Genomic DNA, 17,385 nt, shown 5'->3' on the forward strand with positions numbered 1-17,385 from the left:
CCACCCGGACCGTCGAAACGCCTCGGATCAGCGCCCGATACGCCGCCGCCCGCGTCTCCCACCCAATCTTCTTACCCACACCACACCCCGTTCCTCAAGGTGTTGCGCTAAAAACTAGAGACTGCCGGCGCCGAAGCGTGGTTAACTGCACACTCGGCGGGACGCACGCACCCCGAGGGGGACCGTCAGGCGGTTCCGAGCTCGCGCCGCACCAACGGCAGCACCTCTGTCCCCAGCAGTTCGATCGACTCAAGGACCTTCGCCTGCGGCACCGAGGAGAAATCGAACTGAAAGATGTGGCGGTCGTGCTGCATCTGGGCGGAGGTGAGCGCGATCTTCTGCGCCACCTCCTCCGGAGTCCCGACGAAGACCGCACCGGCGCGCGCCGCCTGCATGTTGTATGTCAGGCCGCTGGGAGTGGGGAATCCGCGCTCCGCCGATATTCGGGTCATCGTATCGAGCCAGTACGGCCGGAACAGCTCCCGGGCGCCCTCCCGCAGCACCAGGCCCACGCTGCTCACCCCGACCCGCAGCCTCTCCGGATCGTGCCCCGCCTCCGCGGCGGTGGCCCGGTACAGCTGCGCGTGCTCGGCGAAGTTCCCGACCGTCCCGCCGAGCATTGCGTACATCACCGGGCGGCCCAGGCGCGCGGCCCGGACCGTCGACGTCATCGTTCCACCGGTAGCGATCCAGATGTCGAGGTGACCCGAGGGCGGGCGCGGCAGGACGAGCGCGTCCCTGAGTGCGGGCCGGAACCGTCCGCTCCAGGTAATGCGCTCCTGCGTGTCGAGCTGCAGGAGCAGGCCGATCTTCTCCTCGTAGAGCGCGTCGTAGTCCTCGAGCGCGGCACCAAACAGGGAGTAGGACTCGATAAAGGATCCCCGCCCAGCCGTCAGCTCGGCCCGGCCGCCGGAGAGCAGGTCAAGCGTCGCGAACTGCTGGTACACCCGCACCGGGTCCTCGGTGCTCAGGACGGTCACGGCGGAGCCGACGTGGATGGAGGTCGTCTGGGCCGCCGCGGCCGAGAGCACCGGAATGATCGATGAGACGGCATAGTCCGGGCGGTGGTGTTCGCCGATGCCGAAGTAGGAAAGGCCCACCTCATCGGCGAGCCGCACCCGTTCGAGTAGGTGCGCCATGCGCGCCTGGGGGGAGACCCGCTCTCCGGTGACCGGATCGGGGTGGAGGTCGCCGAAGCTGAAGACGCCCAGTTCCACGGGACTACCCGGCGGCCGGCACCGAACGGCCCGCCGGACCGGCGTCCGCGGCGGCACCGGCACCGGCATCGGCACCGGCCCGGATCCGCTCCGGGTGGGAGTAACAGTTGAGCGAGGAGCCCCTGCTGAAGCCCACCAGCGTCATGCCGGCGTCGTCGGCCAGGTCGGCCGCCAGCGATGACGGCGCGCTGACGGCGGCCAGGATGGGGATCCCGGCGAGCTGGGCCTTCTGCACCAGCTCGAAGGATGCCCGTCCGGAGACCTGGAGGATGGTACCCGCCAGGGGAAGCCTGCCCTCGCGCAGTGCCCAGCCCACCACCTTGTCCACGGCGTTGTGCCGGCCGACGTCCTCGCGCAGGCACAGCAGTTCGCCGTCGGCCGTGAACAGGCCGGCGGCGTGCACTCCGCCGGTACGGTCGAACAGTTTCTGGGATTCCCTCAGCCGGTCCGGCAGCCCGAGCAGCACCTCGAGGTCAACCCCAGCCGTATCGGCCCTCAGGTCGAAGCGCGAGGACTTGCGCACCGCGTCGATGGAGGCGGTGCCGCAGATGCCACAGGAACTCGAGGTGTAGACATGGCGTTCAAGGGCCGTGTCGGGAAGCACCGTTCCCGGCCGCAGCTGCGCCTCCACCACGTTGAAGGTCTGCTGGCCCGACTCGTCCACCCCGGCGCAGTACCGAAGGCTCGGCAGCTGTCCGGGTTCCCACACCACGCCTTCGGAGACCAGGAAGCCGGAGACGAGGTCGAAGTCGTCACCCGGGGTCCGCATGGTCACGGTGAAGGCCGACCCGCCCAGCCGGATCTCGAGGGGTTCCTCCCCCGCCAGTGCGTCCTCGCGCCGGCGGGGATCCGCCGTTGCGCGGAACGTGGTGATGCGGCGCCGCTGGGTGACCCGGTTCATGGTGAGCCTCCTTGAGATGGTCTATCTCGAGGGTAGCCGCATCACTGCGGAGTGGGCCATGGCAGGTCGAGCGCCTGCATGGGCTGGTCGGTGGCGCAGCCGGCGGGTGGAACCACCATGACCCCGTGGGCCAGGGCCAGTCCCCGGAGCATCCCGGAGCGCTGGTGGGTGCTCGGCTGGGCCCGCCCTGCCTCAGTGCGGTACGGCACCAGCCTGCTCCTGCCGGGCAGGGGCTCGAAGTCGGCGCCGCTGAGCACCTGGCGCAGCGGCGGGAGCGGCGCTCCCCGCAGCCCGGCGATCAGCGGCCCGGCAACGGTGAGCATCGCCATCATCGCCGCGAGCGGGTTGCCCGGCAGTCCCACCAGGAACCGCCCGTCGGGCAGCCGGGCCAGCAGGGTCGGATGTCCCGGCCGCATGGCGATCCCGTCGATGATCAGCTCGGCTTCAAGCGCCGCGAGGGCGCGCCGGATGTGGTCGGCGGATGACCCTCCGGTGCCGCCGGTGGTGATCAGCACGTCGCCCGAGGCCCGGGCGAGCGAGGCGGCGTCGGTGGCCTCAGAGCTGATGGCGTGTACGACGTCGTCGAAGTCGTCGCGGGCCCGGCCCGCAACATCGACGTGGCCGCCGAGCATCGCCACGAACGCCGGGAGCTGCGGCCCGAAGGTGTCGCGCACCTGTCCGGGCTGCGGCAGCCCGGCCTCGATCACCTCGTCCCCGGTCATCAGCAGCGACACCCGCGGGGCCCTCAGGACCGCCAGGGTGTCGTGGCCGCACACCGCCGCGAGGGCGATCTGCGCCGGGTTCAGGACGACGCCGGCGGGAATAGCGGTCGAGCCGCTGGCCGCCTCCTCGCCCGCGGGGCGGATGTGCTCCCCAGGCGCCGGTTCGTCGGCGCGGGCAAGGGAGTTGCGGTCCAGGCTGTCCCCGCGCACCAGCCCGTGCTCGGTCCGCAGGATCCCCGTGGTGTTCTCAGGCACCGTGCCGCCGGTGAGGATGAAGGTGGCCTGGCCCGGCTCAAGCGTGATAGTGCCCGAGTCGCTGTGCGGGGCATTCAGCCTGCGCGGGTCCTCAACCGGCGGGTGGACGAAGGTCCACGGTGGCGGACCGCTGACGGCCCACCCGTCCATCGCCGAGGAGGCGTAGTGCGGAATGTCCTGAAGCGCGGTGACCGGCTCGGCGAGCGTCTGCCCGAGGGCATCGGCCAGCGGAACCATCTGGTACGGCATGGCTTGGCCCGCGGCGTGGGCCACCTGCCGGGCCTCCTCCCAGCCGAGGTTGCGCCCCGCCTCAGCGCTCAAGAGCCGGCCCCTGCGGCGTCGCACTGCCGGGCCGCGAGGGCGAGGGCGGAGCGCATGGCGACCTCCTCCGAGGCCTGGCCGCTGGCCGCCGCAAGCCCGGCCGCGTAGCCGGCGACGAAAGTCGTCAGCGGTGCCGCCGGCCGCACGACGGCGTGGGCGGCCTTGCCGGCGAGTGCCAGGACCGCGTTGATGTCCACCCGGGACTCCTCAAGCTCAAAAGCGGCCAGCAGGTTCTCACACCACTGAGAAAGTAATTGATCGCGCTCGTCCATGAGGGCCCTCCCGGGGTTGGTTAGCCGTCGTCGACCCCGAGGGCCCGTGCATCGGCCCACGTGTCGACGTCGAGTGTCGTGCCCGGTGGAACCGGGACCGGTCGAACACTCACCCTAGCAAGGAGGGCTTTCATCGAAAGATTTTCCACACCGCCGGCCTGGACCGCGGCCGCCACCGCGCCCTCGAGGTCGCTGCGCCGGTACAGCGCGGCCAACGGCTGGTCCCGGCCTCCGTCGGACGCCATCACGGAGGTGCCGGCATCGGCGGCCGCCGCGAGCAGGGCGGGGACCAACTGCCCTGACCGGGGCATGTCGCAGGCTAGCACCATCAGCCAGGGGGCGGTGGAGCCCGCCGGCTCCGGCTGCGCCAGCGCGGCGGCCAGGGCCGCGGCGGGCCCGCCGAACGGCGGGTCCTCACGCATGAAGCGCACGGGCGGGGCACCCGGCGCCGGGCGCACCCCGGCGGCCGGCTCCGGGCCGACGACGGTGATCCGGCCGGCGCCGGCGACCGCCCGCACGGTGAGCTCGAGAAGGGTCGCCCCGGCGATGCGCAGGGAGGCCTTCGGCGTACCGCCCAGGCGGTTCGACCTGCCGCCGGCCAGGATGACGGCGTCGAACGCCGGCGGGACGGTTCCGCTCACGCGGCCCATTCAGAGAGGTACTCGCTCCAGGAGGGCGCCGGTTTCTCCAGTTCCTTAAGCTGCCACAGCGGCCCGCGGGGAGGCTTGGGGACAAACCGGAGGCGCCAGCCGAGACTGGCGAGCGTTTTGTCCCCCTTCGTGTTGTTGCAGCGCAGGCAGCAGGCCACCATGTTCTCCCAGGTGTCCCCGCCGCCCCGCGAGCGGGGCACCACGTGGTCGATGGTTGTCGCCGTCTTCCCGCAGTAGGCGCACAGGTGGTTGTCGCGCCGCAGGACGCCCCTCCGGGTGACAGCCAGGTCGTGGCGGTACGGGATCTTCACGTACCGGTTCAGCAGGATCACCGACGGCCGCCCGAGGATCTCCGTCGGCCCGACGACCGGCTCGTCGTCCTCCGCAATGACGCTCGCCTTCCCCGTCAGCACCAGCACCAGGGCGCGGCGGAACGTCACAACCGCCAGTGGCTCGAATCCTGCGTTCAAAACGAGAGTGCGCATGCGCATGCCTCTTTGCGGACTATGTCCCGCCGCCGGCTGCCACCCCGGATGTTCGGGATAAGTTCTACGAATTAACAATGCCTAGGGTAGCCGCCCGGCGCCCGGGCGGGAACACATCGCTGTCATCGCCTGGATCGCAGGGTGCACCCCACTCCCGCCGCCGCACCGCGGGACGGACACTGTTAACGAACAACGGGCCGGCAGGTTTCCCCCGCCGGCCCGTCCTTTTGAACGCGGAGATCAGCCGCCGACGCGGATGAACACGGGACCCGAGCCGAGCTGGGCCGGTGCGATGACCGTGGTGTTGCCGTTGAAGCCACCGTGGACCGCCTGGCCGCCACCGATGTACACGGCGATGTGGGCCATGCCCATGCCGCCGTCGGCGTAGTAGATCAGGTCGCCGGGGACGGCTTCGGCGGCGCCGACGGTGCGGCCCAGGGAAAGGTACCCGGCCGGCCAGCCGTGGAAGTTGATGCCCGCTGCGGCGAGGGCGTTGCTGGCGAGGCGGGTGCAGTCCTGCATGACACCGAGCTGGGCCTTGGCGGCGGCGGCGATGGTCGCTGCCTTGCCGGAGGGAGCTGCCGGGGCGGCGGGCTTCGCGGGAGCAGGAGCCGGAGCCGGGGCGGGTGCAACCGCTGCGGTGACGACCTTGGCGGCGGGTGCCGGCGCCTGGACGGCGGGGGCGGCAGGGGCCACGGCGGGGGCGGCCACGGGAGCCGGGGCTGCCACGGGGGCCGGGGCCGGTGCTTCGACGACGACCGGCTTGGCGACGGCTTTCACGGGGGTGCGGTTGAACGCCACCTTCGCGTTGACGTCGGCGACGACGGCGGCCGGCGCCGCGGTCACCTCGAGCGTCGAGGTGAAGGATTCACGCTCGGGCTGCAGGTCGGCGGCGTTCGCTGCCACACCGGAGGTGAGGACCAGTCCCGACGCGGCTGCAACGACGGCAGCCTGGCGGCCCATTCCGCCGGCGTTGTCGCTGACGGCCTTGGCGAGGGTGGTGAGTGTAGCCGTACGCTGCGCTGCGCCGCGGTGGCGGGCAATGGAGGCGCGATTAGACATGGGAGATCTCCAGAAGGTGTTGAGAGAGGGGTTCTAGCGAACGCGGACGAAGCTTGCGCCAGGCAGATCTGACAGGGAGTGAAGACCGGTATTAAGGCCGTTGAGGCCACCGCTGATGACCTGGCCGTTTCCGACGTAGATGGCGACGTGGCCGCCGGTGATGACAAGGTCGCCGGCCGCGGGGGTTCCGACGACGTCGCCGTACTGGAAGAACTGGCCGGGGGCGAGGTCACCCACAGACTTTCCAACCGAGCGGAGGGCCTTCTCGACCATCGCGGTGCAGTCCTGTGCGACACCGATCTGGGAATAGGCGGATCCGACGAGTGCGGCGCCGATGCCGGAGGAGGGAACCTCGGGCTTCGGTGCGGGGGCAGGAGCGGCGGGGGCCGGAGCCGGGGCGGCGACGGCGGCAACCTGCATGGGGGCAGGAGCCGGAGCGGCGGGGGCTGCGACTGCGGGCCGGACGACCGGGGCCGCAGCGGGGACTTCTACGACCGGCGCTTCGACGACGGGCGCTTCGACGACGACGGGCGCGGGGGCCACGGTGACGGCTTCACGCTCGAACGAGACGGCGGCGGTGGCCGCGGCGCTGACGGCCGCGGTTTCCGGAGCGGTGACGCTCAGCGAGGAGGAGGACTGTACTTCGCGCTCGGCGGTGGAGGAGCCGTGGGCCGGGAGGCCGGCTGCGAGCACGAGGCCCGAGGCGGCGACGACGGCGGCGGCCTGGCGGCCGACCGAGCCGGCATTCGAGGTGACGGCCTTTGAGAGAGCCGTTAGCGGATTCACAGGAGCCTGGACGGCGCGGTGGCGCCCCAGAGAAGAGCTATTGGACACGTTTGATTGCCTCTCCCAATGCCTGCGAGGTGAGCTGTCGGATTCGGATGGGAGTCACCCGGCCGCTGAAATCAGCGACTTAACCCCAAGGATTTCTAAACGAAACCCAAAAATTGGTTCCCCCGCCTCTGCCATGCGAATTGTGCGGACGGACCTCAGGCAATGGCAGAGCTAGGCGATTTGCTTGAGGGCGCCGAATCTATAACGATTTGGCACGAGTAGTACCGTACCTCACATCTGACCCAATTGTCACATTCAGATCACGACAGGTGTGTCGCCCCTAAAGCCAGCCCATCGGGTCGACCGGACGCCCGCTGATCAGAACCTCAAAATGGAGGTGGCATCCGGTGGAGGAGCCGGTGCTGCCGCTGGTTCCGACGGCGGCTCCGCGCGCGAGGACATCCCCCTTGGCGACCTCCATCGAGGCGAGGTGGTTGTAGGTCGTCTCCAGGCCGTTGCCGTGGTCGACGACGACCCGGTTGCCGCCGCCGTAGGGGTGCCACCCGGCGGACATCACGGTCCCGTCGGCGGCGGCGCGGACCTCAGTGCCGCAGGCGGCGCTGAAGTCCTGCCCCGAGTGGAACTCCCCAGCGAGGCCCGTCATCGGGCTGACGCGGTGGCCGAACCCGGAGGTGCCCTTGAGGGTCTCGAGCGGCCCGCTCAGGGAGCCCTTCACGCCCAGCGGCACTCCCGGGCGGTCCGAGGCGGCAACGATTGCCCGGAGCTGGGTGTCGAAGTCCTGGGAACCTCGAAGGGGAACGGGGGTGAAGCTGATGCTTGCCGATTCCGGGGCGCGGACCTCCTGCGGTGCCGGCACGGTCCCGGCGGCCGAGGCCGAGGTGCCTGCGGCAGTGGTCGGCAGGGCCGCCGTCAGGACCAGCCCGGAGACGGCCGCGGCCATCGCCAGCTTCTGTCCGGCCCGGTCCGGTGAGCCGCCGGCCCACCGGCCGCTGCGGCGCCGGCTGGTCCGGTGCGCGTCCCGCGGCCGCGGCGCGGGCTGGGCGGGTTCCGCGCGGCGGCGGCCTGACACCCGGTGTTTCGGCATGCTGTCCCCTTTCACTGCCGATGCCCGCCCGGCACCGGGCAGGCCGCACCGGGGGCGCCGCAGCGGCGGACGCGTCCCGGGAGCGGAAATGCTGTGCGCTCCTGCGGGCCGGCGCCGGTGGCGGGCTTGTCCCCGCGGCTGCGCGGGGATCAGGAGACGATCGGGAACAGTCTCACAGCATCATGCCCCGGCGGCAAAACGGGGCAGCACGACGGGGTGCGCGCGGCGCGCCCACAGGCTGGCGAACCAGAGCGGCGCGACGGGGTGCACGCGGTACTGCACACAGGCCGGCATACAGGTCGGCGGAACGCCGGGGGCCCGGGGCCCCCGCCCCAGCCGGGCGGACGACGGAAGGCCTGTCTGCGCTAGGCGACGGCGACGAAGACGTGCGCGGCGACCTCGGGCGGCAGTTCGAGAGCACCCTCGACGCCGGGAACCCGGACCGAGACGTATCCGCCCACCGACTCGAGGTTAAGGGAGGCTCCGGGGCGCAGCCCGCCCTCGGCCAGCTGGGAGAGGAGTTCCGGGTCGACCTGGATCGGCTCGGCGAGGCGCAGCAGGGTGACCGAGGAGCCCGGCCGGTAGTCGTCCATTGCCGCCAGCAGCGTTGTCACACCGTCGGTCGTGGATTCTGAGGCCACCCCTCCGATGGCCTCAAGGCCGGGGATCGGGTTGCCGTAGGGCGACTGGGAGGGCTGGCCGAGCAGTTCGTAGAGCCGCCGTTCGACCCGCTCGCTCATCACGTGTTCCCACCTGCAGGCCTCTTCGTGCACATACGCCCAGTCGAGGCCGATGACGTCGCTCAGCAGCCGTTCGGCCAGGCGGTGCTTGCGCATCACCCCGGTGGCGCGGCGCCGGCCGAGTTCGGTCAGTTCGAGGTGGCGGTCGCCCGAGACGACGACGAGCCCATCGCGTTCCATCCGCCCGATCGTCTGGGACACCGTCGGACCGGAATGGCGCAGCCGTTCGGCGATGCGGGCCCGGAGGGCAACGATGTTCTCTTCCTCGAGCTCAAGGATGGTCCGCAGGTACATCTCGGTGGTATCGATGAGATCCGTCATAACCGTTCGGCTCCTAGGTACGGCACAGTGCGGGGCAGGTAAGGATAACGCGTGCTGCAGCACGTCCGGGTGGGGCCGACCGCGTCCCTACGCCCCCTCAGGTTAACCCATGCACCATGCGCCCCGGCAATCCAGTGAGCCCCCGCACCCGGGGCCGTGCCGGACTTCACAAATAACCCGGCGCACCGGTCCTGGGGCAGAATGAGGCGCGTTGCCCCAGAACCCACGATCCGCACGGAGGACCAGTGAGCGAGCCTATGGACCTGTCGATTCCCACCGATCTGCTGCCCCGGGACGGCCGGTTCGGCGCAGGCCCATCGAAGGTCCGCGGGGAGCAGCTGAGGGCCCTCGCCGAAGCCAACCCGTCGATCCTTGGCACCTCCCACCGGCAGAAGCCGGTGAAGAACCTCGTCGGTGCCGTCCGCGACGGCCTCTCCACCTTCTTCGGGGCGCCGGACGGCTACGAAGTGGTCCTCGGAGTGGGAGGTTCGACCGCGTTCTGGGACGCTGCAGCCTTCGGGCTGGTGGAGTCGAAGGCACAGCACCTTTCCTTCGGAGAGTTCGGCTCGAAATTCGCCGCCGCGACCGACAAGGCGCCCTTCCTTGAGCGTTCCTCGATCCGCTCCTCCGAGCCCGGCAGCCGGCCGCTTCCTGCCGCGGAGGAAGGAGTCGATGCCTATGCCTGGCCGCAGAACGAGACCTCGACGGGGGTCGCGGCGCCCGTCGAACGCGTCGCCGGCGCGGACGACGGCGCCCTGGTGCTCATCGACGCCACCTCGGCCGCCGGCGGACTGGCGGTCGACGTCTCCCAGTCCGACGTCTACTACTTCGCCCCGCAGAAGAACTTTGCCTCCGACGGCGGGTTGTGGCTTGGCCTGTTCTCCCCCGCCGCGCTGGAGCGCGCCGAGCGCATTGACGCCTCGGACCGGTGGATTCCCGACTTCCTGAACCTGCAGACGGCGATCGGGAACTCGCGACTGAACCAGACCTACAACACGCCGGCCCTGGCGACCCTCGTGATGCTGAACGCGCAGGTCGAATGGCTTCTCGGCAACGGCGGCATGGAGTTTGCGGCGGCCCGCACCGCCGACTCGGCCGGGCGCGTCTACTCCTGGGCGGAGGCCTCCCCCCTCGCCACCCCGTACGTCCAGCGCCCGGAGGACCGCTCGAACGTCATCGCCACCATCGACATCGCGGCGCCGATCCGTGCCGCTCGGGTCGCGTCGGTGCTGCGCGCTAACGGCATTGTCGACGTCGAGCCCTACCGGAAGCTCGGCAGGAACCAGCTGCGGATCGCCACCTTCGTCTCGATCGATCCTGACGACGTCTCGGCGCTGCTGGCCTGCATCGACTACGTCATCGAAAGGCTCCCGGCGGACGGTCCGACCGAGTGAGGTCCCGCGCGGGCGTGCCCCGGGTCAGTCCCCCGGGCCCTGCGGCGTCTCGTGCGTGATCCGCAGCCGCCGGGGCGTGGAACGGTCGTACCGGATCCGGACCTCGTGGTACCGCCAGGCCCAGAACAGCCCGGCGGCCGCCGCCACCAGCCCTGAGGCTGCGGCGACGCCCAGGCTCCACCGCGGCCCGAAGGCGTCCGAGACCCAGCCCACGACGGGCGCCCCGAGCGGCGTCCCGCCCAGGAAGATCGCCAGGTACAGCGCCATCACCCGCCCGCGCATCACCTGCTGCGTCGTGGTCTGAACGTAGGCGTTGGCGCTGGTGAGGAGGGTGAGGGCGAACAGGCCTACGGGGACCAGGGCGAGGCCGAACAGGATCAGGTTGGGTGCAAGCGCCGCGAGGACGCATGCCGTGCCGAAGGCGCCGGCGGCACCGAAGACGAACCGCAGCCGGGGCTGCTCCCGCCGGGCCGACAGCAGCGCCCCGACGACCGACCCGATCGCCATGACCGAGGACAGCACTCCGAACACCCCGGCGCCCTGGCCGAACTCGGTGCGGGCCATGGCGGCGATGAACACCGCGAAGTTCAGGCCGAAGGTACCGACAAGGAAGATCGTGAGCAGTACCATCATCAGGTCGGGCCGGCCCCGCACATACCGGAAGCCCTCCCGGATGCGTCCCTTGCCCGGTGGCGACTTGGGTTGGACCTGCAGGTCGGGGATGCGGAGCGCCATCAGGGTGTAAACCATGGCGCCGAAGGTGAGCGCGTTGATCAGGAACACCCACCCTGGCCCGACGGCGGCGGTCAGCAGCCCCGCCACTGCGGGGCCGACGAGGCGGGCGGCATTGAAGGAGGCGCTGTTGAGGGCCACCGCATTGGGCAGGTACTCATCGCGCACCAGCTCCGAGGTGAAGCTTTGCCGCGCCGGCGCATCGAAGGCGGACACGACGCCGAGGGCGAGGGCGAAGGCATAGACGTGCCAGAGTTCGGCCACGCCGAGCACGACCAGCAGGCCGAGCCCGACGGCGAGCACCGCCATGAGAACCTGCGTCGCCTGCAGCAGCTTCCGGCGGTCAACCGTGTCGGCGACCAGCCCGGCCAGGGGCGAGATCAGCAGCTGCGGGCCGAGCTGGAGCGCCAGGACGATGCCGAGGGCGGAGGCGTTCTGGTCGGTCAGGATGTCGTAGACGAGCCAGTCCTGGGCCGTGCGCTGCATCCAGGTGCCGATGTTGGATATCGAGGCGCCGATGAACCACCGGCGGTAGTTCGGGATGCGCATCGACCGGAACGTGCTCATCAGCGCACTCCCGGACCGTCCGAACCCGTCGGAGGCAAGGCGCTAGTCGTCCCGGCCCGGGGTGGAAGGCTCCGCGAGGGCGGGCCCGGCGGCCGGTTCGGCGGCAGGACCGGAGGGGACGTCTGCGGCTTCGGACGACGCCGCCCCGCCCGGCTCGGAACCGCCGTCGCCGGTGGCGTTGCTAGGCTCCGGCTCGTCGGCGGCGTTGTTAAGCTCTGGCTGGTCCGTGCCGCTGTCCGCCGCCACCTGATCGGTGCCGTCCTCGGCCGCAGACTCGTCGGTCGCGTCGTCGGTGGCGCGGTCAGTGTCGTCGGCAGCCCGGTCAGCGCCCGGCTCGTCGCTACCGCCGTCGGTGCCCGGACCCGGCTCCACGGAGGCCGAATCCTGGGCGGCCGGTTCGGCGGCCGCCCCGCCGGGAGCCGGCGAGTCGGCGGCGTCCTGGTGGTCCTCGGGGCGCACCCGTTCGGACCAGGGCAGCCACTGCGGTGCCAGCAGTGCCGTCTCGGAGGGCAGCAGGCCAACCTCGCAGATCGTCGGCTCCTTGCTGCGGGCCACGCGGGCCAGGGTGATGAACCAGTGCCAGTTCCCGTAGCCGGGAACGAAAGCCTCGAAACGGTGGGTCGTGAGGCGCTCACCCTCGGGGTAGGAGGTGACGTGGCCGCCGACCTGCTCGGCCGGGGCCACCTGGAGGACGCCCTCCCGCGCGAAATCGACCGCAGCGGCGAGCACGGTGTCGGGTTTGGCCTGCCGACGGACGGGCCGGCGTTTTATGGGAGCACCGGCGTCGACCGCGTCGGTGGCGGGAGCGGGATCGGTCTCCGGGGTGTCGGTGCGGGCGGGGATCACGGCGGCCTACGCGTCCAGGTCGTCGGCGACTGCGCGCAGCACGGCAGCGACCTTCGACGCGTGGGACTTCTCGGGGTAGCGGCCCTTGCGCAGCCCGTTGGACACACCGTCGAGCAGTTTGATGAGGTCCTCGGTGATGACCGCCATGTCGTCGGCCTTCTTGCGGGTGCCCTTGACCACCGAAGGCGCGGCCTCAAGGATCCTGGCGGAAAGGGCCTGGAGCCCCCGCCGGCCATCGGCGACTCCGAATTCCAGTTTCGTGCCGACCTTGACCTCGGTCACGCCGGCAGGCAGGGCGGAAGCGTGGAGGAAGACCTCCTTGCCGTCGTCGGTAGCGACGAAGCCGAAGCCCTTCTCAGCGTCGAACCATTTCACTTTGCCGATGGGCACGTAGTTACCTCTTCTTGGTCTGCTGGGGCGGTGTCCGCCTGCTGTCTGGGGAGCCCGGCGCTGCGGCAGGATTCTGCCCTGGCGGCCATTGCCGGGGAGGTCTTTAAGATAAAAGAATATCCCCTTGGCGCTTACTCGTGTGCGCGGGCGTTCTTGTACGCTGTAAGCGTTATGGAAGCCTCCAAGATCCCGGCCCCGCCGGCCGCCGCACCGCAGCGCGGGCGCACCGCCCTGATGCTCGCCGCCGTCACCTGCGCTGCGCTGGGCCTGGCCTCGCTGATTGCGGTCCTGGTGGGAGCCTGGCTGCAGGGATCTGCCTGGCCGGGCTTCGTCTACGCGGCGTTCATCCTGCTGCCGCTGGGTTTCCTGCTGATGGTCGCTCTGGTCCTCGGCGCGGTCATCACGCGCCGCAGGAGCTGAGGCGGGAAAGCCCCGGGCCCGGTCACCGCGCCGGCTCCCGCCAGCTGCCGGGTAACCTTGAGCTAATGTCCGCAATCCGCGCCCTGGCCGACGAGTTGGCCGCCCGCAGCGACTCCGATCTGCGCAGCCTCCTATCGGCACGCCCTGATCTGTCGCTGCCGCCCGTGCCGGACTTCGCCGCACTGGCCGCCCGGGCCTCGACGCGCGCCAGCCTCCAGCGGGCACTGGAGAACCTCACCGAACCGCAGCTCCAGGTCCTCGAGGCGGTGCTCATCGCCGCCGAGGACACCGGAGGAACCAGGGTGGACGCCGCCACCCTGGGCGCCCTCCTCGGCGGCGCGGAACCCCCGGTGCTCGAGCCGGTCCTGGCTCAGCTCACCGCACGGGCCCTGCTGCAGGCTCCCCCGGTGTCGCAGGACGCAGGGCCACAGGACGGAGCGTCGAACGGCTCGACGCCGGACGGTTCCGGTTACGTTCCCGTCGGCGCCCTGGCCGAGGCGCTCGGACCCTACCCCGCCGGCCTGGGCCGGCCCCTCGAAACCCTCGTCCGCGTCCTGCCCGGCTTTGGCGGGCAGCTCGTGGAGGCGGCCGGGCGGGTCCGGTCGCTCGGTATCGCCCTGGGTCCGACCCCTGATCCTGAGGCCGCCGCCCGTGAGCTGTCCGACGCCGTCGGACGTCCGGCGGACTGGAAACTCCTGCTGGCCACGGCCCCGACGGGCACCGCGGAGCTGCTTGAGCGGCTAGCCGGAGCGCCCGTGGGCGTCGTTCCCGCCGCAGCCCGCGCCGGGTACCGGCCCGGGCACGCCGCGGCTCCGGTGGACTGGCTGCTCGGACACGGGCTGCTTGCCCCGCTCGACGTCGCCCATGTCGAGCTGCCCCGCAGCGTCGGCCGGGCGGTGCGCGGGCACCGGGTCGCCGCCTCGCTGCAGGCCGCGCCACCGGATCCCGAGATCCGCCCGGTGCGCCCGGCGGTCCGTGACAACGCCGCCCACAGCGCGGTCGCCGAGACCCTGCGCCTCGTGGATGCCCTGCTGGCCTCCGGCGGGCCCACCCCGGTGGCCACCCTTCGCTCGGGCGGCGTCGGCGTACGGGAGGTGAAGCGGCTGACCGAGGCGCTGCAGGTCGAGCCGGCCGCCACACCGTGGCTCCTCGAACTCGCCGCCGGGGCGGGCCTGCTCGGGCTCGATGTCGACGACTCACGGTGGAAGCCCACCGGAGCGGCCGCAGCCGTCGACGGCGACCGGGAGGCGCTGTGGCTGGCCCTGGCCGGCGGATGGCTCGACCTCGAGCGCGCCCCCGCGATGGTGGGGACCAAGTCCCCGGACGGGGCCACCATCAACGCGCTGGCCGCCGAGGCCTCGCGCCCCGACGCACCCCGCGTGCGCCGGCGGGTCCTCGACGCCGCCGTCGAACTGACCGCTGAGCACGACGGCGCCCCGGGCGTCGACGCCCCGTCCCTGACCGCGCGGCTCGCCTGGCACCAGCCGCGGCTCCGACGGCGGTTCGAACGCCTCGTCCCCGGCATTCTCGCGGAGGCGGAGGCGCTCGGGCTCTTCGGCGGCGGCGCCCTGACCCCGATCGGGGAGCTCGTGCAGCAGGACCGCCTGCCGGAGGCCGCCGCCGCGGTCCGGGAAGCCCTCCCGGCGCCCGTGAGCCATTTCGTCGTCCAGGCGGACCTCACCGCCGTCGCCCCCGGCTACCTCGACCCGGCGGTGGCGCGGGAGCTGCTGCTGCTGGCGGCGCCGGAGGGCCGGGGGCCGGCCACAACCTACCGGTTCTCCGCGGCCTCACTCCGCCCGGCTCTTGACGCCGGGCAGGACGCAGCGTCGATCCTCGCCTTTTTGACCCGCCGTTCGGCAACCGGCCTGCCCCAGGCCCTCACCTACCTCGTCGAAGACACCGCCGCCCGGTACGGGTCCCTCCGGGTGGGAAGCGCGGGCAGCTACCTGCGCACCGAGGACGACGCCGCCGTTGAGGCACTCCTCGCCGACCCGCGGGCCGCAGCGCTGGGCGTGGTCCGGCTGGCTCCGACCGTCGTGGCGGCCCGCGCCGGCGCCGACGAGCTTACGGCGCTGCTGCGGGACCTTGGTTACACCCCTGCCCCCGAGCGCCCGACCCCTCCGGGCGCCGGCGCCCCTCCCCCGGCCCCCGCCCCACCGTCGAGCCCATCGTCCGCCCTGCCTCCAGGACCTACACGTGCCCGTCCGGGCCCCTGGTCCATCACCGATGAGGAGATCGCCGCCCAGGTGGATTCCCTCCGGGCCGGCGCCCGGCAGGCGCCCGACCGGGCGGCGGGCGCCGAAGGTGAAACCCTGTTGGGACTCGAGACGCTGCGCACCGCCATCCGGCAGCGCTCCCCGGTCCGCCTCGGAACCGCCGACAGCCAGGGCAACGCCGTCCGGCAGGTCCTCGTTCCCCTGTCGGTCTCCGGCGGCAGGGTGCGGGTTTTCGATCCGGTGCGGCAGGTCGAGAAGGTTGTCTCGGTGCACCGGGTGATGGACGTTGAAATTATCGAAGGGACCCCCGATGGCTGATGGACCGCTGATCGTCCAGAGCGACAAGACCCTCCTGCTGGAGGTCGACCACCCGCGGGCCGACGAGGCGCGCCATGCCATTGCGCCTTTCGCGGAGCTGGAGCGCGCCCCCGAACACGTCCACAGCTACCGCCTGACCCCGCTGGGGCTGTGGAACGCACGCGCCGCGGGCCTCGACGCCGAGCAGGTCCTCGACACCCTGCTGACGTACTCCCGCTTCCCCGTCCCCCACTCCCTGCTGATCGACATCGAGGACACGATGTCCCGCTACGGGCGGCTGCGGCTGGAGAAGGACCCCCAGCACGGGCTGGTCCTGCGCACCACGGACTATCCGGTGCTGGAGGAGGTCCTGCACGCCAGGAAGATCGCACCCCTGCTTGGCCCGCGCATCGACGGTGAAACCGTCGTCGTTCACTCCTCGCAGCGCGGCCAGCTCAAGCAGCTGCTGCTCAAGCTGGGCTGGCCGGCCGAAGACCTCGCCGGCTACGTCGACGGCACCCCCCACCCCATCGCCCTGACCGAGGACGGCTGGTCGCTGCGTCCCTACCAGAAGCTTGCGGCCGACAGTTTCTTCTCCGGCGGGTCCGGGGTGGTGGTGCTGCCCTGCGGCGCCGGCAAGACCATCGTCGGGGCGGCGGCCATGGCCACCAGCCAGACCACCACCCTGATCCTCGTCACCAACACCGTTTCGGCCCGCCAGTGGAAGGACGAGCTCCTCAAGCGCACCTCACTGGCCGAGTCGGACATCGGCGAGTACTCGGGCGCCCTGAAGGAGGTCCGGCCGGTGACGATCGCCACCTACCAGGTCCTCACCACCCGGCGCGGGGGACTCTACCCGCACCTTGAGCTGCTCGACAAGAACGACTGGGGGCTGATCGTCTACGACGAGGTCCACCTGCTCCCGGCTCCCATCTTCAAGATGACGGCCGACCTTCAGGCACGGCGCCGCCTCGGGCTCACCGCCACCCTCGTCCGCGAGGACGGCCGGGAGGGCGAGGTCTTCTCGCTGATCGGCCCGAAACGCTACGACGCCCCCTGGAAGGACATCGAGGCCCAGGGGTACATCGCCCCGGCCGACTGCGTCGAGGTCCGCGTCGACCTGCCCCGGGACGAACGCGTCGCCTACGCCATGGCCGAGGACGGCGACAAGTACCGGCTGTGCGCGACGTCGGATACCAAGTCCGGCGTGGTCGAGAAGCTCGCCGCCGCCCACAAGGGTGAACAGCTGCTGGTCATCGGGCAGTACCTGGACCAGCTCGATGACCTCGGCGAGCGGCTGAACGCGCCGGTGATCAAGGGCGACACCGCCGTGAAGGAGCGCCAGCGGCTCTTCGCGGCCTTCCGCAGCGGGGAGATTTCGACCCTTGTGGTGTCCAAGGTCGCCAACTTCTCGATCGACCTGCCCGAGGCCTCGGTCGCCATCCAGGTTTCGGGGTCGTTCGGCTCACGCCAGGAGGAGGCCCAGCGCCTGGGCCGGCTGCTGCGGCCCAAGGCCGACGGACGCGCCGCCCGCTTCTACACGGTCGTCGCCCGCGACACCCTCGACCAGGATTTCGCCGCCAAGCGGCAGCGCTTCCTCGCCGAGCAGGGCTACGCCTACCGGATCCTCGACGCCGCCGGACTCGCCGGGTGACGCCGGAGGGGGCGCCCGCCTACGTCGGGGCGGCATCCAGCGGA

At 71.4% G+C, this 17,385-nt stretch carries 17 protein-coding genes and 1 riboswitch; of the genes, 4 read left to right on the forward strand and 13 right to left on the reverse strand.

All coding sequences use genetic code 11. From position 1 onward, the window contains the following. Nucleotides 1-185: 185 nt before the first annotated feature. The 10 genes from GVV77_RS13830 to GVV77_RS13870 all read right to left on the reverse strand — a co-directional run bounded on the left by GVV77_RS13830 (nucleotide 186) and on the right by GVV77_RS13870 (nucleotide 8,825). Complete coding sequence (locus GVV77_RS13830; protein WP_159619311.1) at nucleotides 186-1,217, reverse strand: LLM class flavin-dependent oxidoreductase; 1,032 nt, start codon at nucleotides 1,215-1,217, stop codon at nucleotides 186-188. 4 nt (nucleotides 1,218-1,221) lie between these two features. Then, nucleotides 1,222-2,118 (reverse strand): formate dehydrogenase accessory sulfurtransferase FdhD, encoded by an 897-nt coding sequence (gene fdhD, locus GVV77_RS13835; RefSeq protein WP_159619312.1) that lies wholly within the window; start codon nucleotides 2,116-2,118, stop codon nucleotides 1,222-1,224. 41 nt (nucleotides 2,119-2,159) lie between these two features. After that, the gene (locus tag GVV77_RS13840) at nucleotides 2,160-3,416 is read right to left on the reverse strand and encodes a molybdopterin molybdotransferase MoeA (RefSeq protein ID WP_159619313.1); all 1,257 of its coding nucleotides are present in this window, start codon (nucleotides 3,414-3,416) and stop codon (nucleotides 2,160-2,162) included. Beyond that, nucleotides 3,413-3,688, reverse strand: coding sequence for a DUF6457 domain-containing protein (locus tag GVV77_RS18410; protein WP_246199827.1), 276 nt, complete (start codon nucleotides 3,686-3,688; stop codon nucleotides 3,413-3,415). The genes GVV77_RS13840 and GVV77_RS18410 overlap by 4 nt, the downstream gene beginning before the upstream one ends. Nucleotides 3,689-3,708: 20 nt before the next feature. Next, complete coding sequence (mobA, locus tag GVV77_RS13845; protein WP_246199828.1) at nucleotides 3,709-4,329, reverse strand: molybdenum cofactor guanylyltransferase; 621 nt, start codon at nucleotides 4,327-4,329, stop codon at nucleotides 3,709-3,711. Next, a complete protein-coding gene (locus GVV77_RS13850; RefSeq protein ID WP_159619314.1) occupies nucleotides 4,326-4,823 on the reverse strand; it encodes an HNH endonuclease in 498 nt (165 codons plus the stop codon). Before GVV77_RS13850 ends, mobA begins: the two co-directional genes overlap by 4 nt. Nucleotides 4,824-5,063: 240 nt before the next feature. After that, nucleotides 5,064-5,885, reverse strand: a complete 822-nt coding sequence (locus tag GVV77_RS13855) for an NlpC/P60 family protein (RefSeq protein ID WP_159619315.1) — start codon at nucleotides 5,883-5,885, stop codon at nucleotides 5,064-5,066. A 33-nt stretch (nucleotides 5,886-5,918) separates the two neighbouring features. Beyond that, nucleotides 5,919-6,671, reverse strand: coding sequence for an NlpC/P60 family protein (locus tag GVV77_RS13860; protein WP_246199829.1), 753 nt, complete (start codon nucleotides 6,669-6,671; stop codon nucleotides 5,919-5,921). Nucleotides 6,672-6,724: 53 nt separating this feature from the next. After that, nucleotides 6,725-6,876, reverse strand: a riboswitch (cyclic di-AMP (ydaO/yuaA leader). A 123-nt stretch (nucleotides 6,877-6,999) separates the two neighbouring features. After that, complete coding sequence (locus GVV77_RS13865) at nucleotides 7,000-7,764, reverse strand: M23 family metallopeptidase (protein ID WP_159619317.1); 765 nt, start codon at nucleotides 7,762-7,764, stop codon at nucleotides 7,000-7,002. A 365-nt stretch (nucleotides 7,765-8,129) separates the two neighbouring features. Further along, complete coding sequence (locus GVV77_RS13870; RefSeq protein WP_159619319.1) at nucleotides 8,130-8,825, reverse strand: iron-dependent transcriptional repressor DtxR; 696 nt, start codon at nucleotides 8,823-8,825, stop codon at nucleotides 8,130-8,132. 257 nt (nucleotides 8,826-9,082) lie between these two features. On the opposite strand from GVV77_RS13870, the gene serC reads away from it, so the two are divergent. Continuing rightward, the gene (serC, locus tag GVV77_RS13875) at nucleotides 9,083-10,219 is read left to right on the forward strand and encodes a phosphoserine transaminase (protein WP_159619491.1); all 1,137 of its coding nucleotides are present in this window, start codon (nucleotides 9,083-9,085) and stop codon (nucleotides 10,217-10,219) included. A gap of 24 nt (nucleotides 10,220-10,243) precedes the next feature. Here the strand turns inward: serC and GVV77_RS13880 are convergent, their stop codons facing one another. From GVV77_RS13880 to GVV77_RS13890, 3 genes are read right to left on the reverse strand one after another with little or no spacing between them, the layout of a single operon-like run. Beyond that, on the reverse strand, nucleotides 10,244-11,518 hold the full coding sequence (locus GVV77_RS13880) for an MFS transporter (RefSeq protein WP_159619320.1): 1,275 nt from the start codon (nucleotides 11,516-11,518) through the stop codon (nucleotides 10,244-10,246). A 42-nt stretch (nucleotides 11,519-11,560) separates the two neighbouring features. Next, entirely contained in the window at nucleotides 11,561-12,364 is an 804-nt protein-coding gene (locus tag GVV77_RS13885; protein ID WP_246199830.1) for a DUF3027 domain-containing protein, read from the reverse strand. A 6-nt stretch (nucleotides 12,365-12,370) separates the two neighbouring features. Next, complete coding sequence (locus tag GVV77_RS13890) at nucleotides 12,371-12,754, reverse strand: cold-shock protein (protein ID WP_120169921.1); 384 nt, start codon at nucleotides 12,752-12,754, stop codon at nucleotides 12,371-12,373. 171 nt (nucleotides 12,755-12,925) lie between these two features. Here GVV77_RS13890 and GVV77_RS13895 point away from each other — a divergent pair, with 171 nt between their 5' ends. The 3 genes from GVV77_RS13895 to GVV77_RS13905 all read left to right on the forward strand — a co-directional run bounded on the left by GVV77_RS13895 (nucleotide 12,926) and on the right by GVV77_RS13905 (nucleotide 17,341). Further along, nucleotides 12,926-13,174: a hypothetical protein gene (locus tag GVV77_RS13895; RefSeq protein ID WP_159619322.1), complete on the forward strand. Its 249-nt coding sequence runs from the start codon at nucleotides 12,926-12,928 to the stop codon at nucleotides 13,172-13,174. 65 nt (nucleotides 13,175-13,239) lie between these two features. Beyond that, nucleotides 13,240-15,708 (forward strand): helicase-associated domain-containing protein, encoded by a 2,469-nt coding sequence (locus GVV77_RS13900; RefSeq protein ID WP_159619324.1) that lies wholly within the window; start codon nucleotides 13,240-13,242, stop codon nucleotides 15,706-15,708. Further along, entirely contained in the window at nucleotides 15,701-17,341 is a 1,641-nt protein-coding gene (locus tag GVV77_RS13905) for a DNA repair helicase XPB (RefSeq protein ID WP_159619326.1), read from the forward strand. Before GVV77_RS13900 ends, GVV77_RS13905 begins: the two co-directional genes overlap by 8 nt. Nucleotides 17,342-17,385 lie beyond the last annotated feature (44 nt).

It is taken from the genome of Arthrobacter zhaoguopingii (genome assembly GCF_009828605.1).
Classification (GTDB): Bacteria; Actinomycetota; Actinomycetes; order Actinomycetales; family Micrococcaceae; genus Arthrobacter_D; species Arthrobacter_D zhaoguopingii.

What these genes read in the sequence shown, in the direction of transcription:
- GVV77_RS13855 (WP_159619315.1), bottom strand. Translation starts at nt 5,885, where the DNA reads ATGTCTAATCGCGCCTCCATTGCCCGCCACCGCGGCGCAGCGCAGCGT.
- serC (WP_159619491.1), top strand. Translation starts at nt 9,083, where the DNA reads ATGGACCTGTCGATTCCCACCGATCTGCTGCCCCGGGACGGCCGGTTC.
- GVV77_RS13880 (WP_159619320.1), bottom strand. Translation starts at nt 11,518, where the DNA reads ATGAGCACGTTCCGGTCGATGCGCATCCCGAACTACCGCCGGTGGTTC.
- GVV77_RS13850 (WP_159619314.1), bottom strand. Translation starts at nt 4,823, where the DNA reads ATGCGCACTCTCGTTTTGAACGCAGGATTCGAGCCACTGGCGGTTGTG.
- GVV77_RS13905 (WP_159619326.1), top strand. Translation starts at nt 15,701, where the DNA reads ATGGCTGATGGACCGCTGATCGTCCAGAGCGACAAGACCCTCCTGCTG.
- fdhD (WP_159619312.1), bottom strand. Translation starts at nt 2,118, where the DNA reads ATGAACCGGGTCACCCAGCGGCGCCGCATCACCACGTTCCGCGCAACG.
- GVV77_RS13900 (WP_159619324.1), top strand. Translation starts at nt 13,240, where the DNA reads ATGTCCGCAATCCGCGCCCTGGCCGACGAGTTGGCCGCCCGCAGCGAC.
- GVV77_RS18410 (WP_246199827.1), bottom strand. Translation starts at nt 3,688, where the DNA reads ATGGACGAGCGCGATCAATTACTTTCTCAGTGGTGTGAGAACCTGCTG.
- GVV77_RS13870 (WP_159619319.1), bottom strand. Translation starts at nt 8,825, where the DNA reads ATGACGGATCTCATCGATACCACCGAGATGTACCTGCGGACCATCCTT.
- GVV77_RS13895 (WP_159619322.1), top strand. Translation starts at nt 12,926, where the DNA reads ATGGAAGCCTCCAAGATCCCGGCCCCGCCGGCCGCCGCACCGCAGCGC.
- GVV77_RS13865 (WP_159619317.1), bottom strand. Translation starts at nt 7,764, where the DNA reads ATGCCGAAACACCGGGTGTCAGGCCGCCGCCGCGCGGAACCCGCCCAG.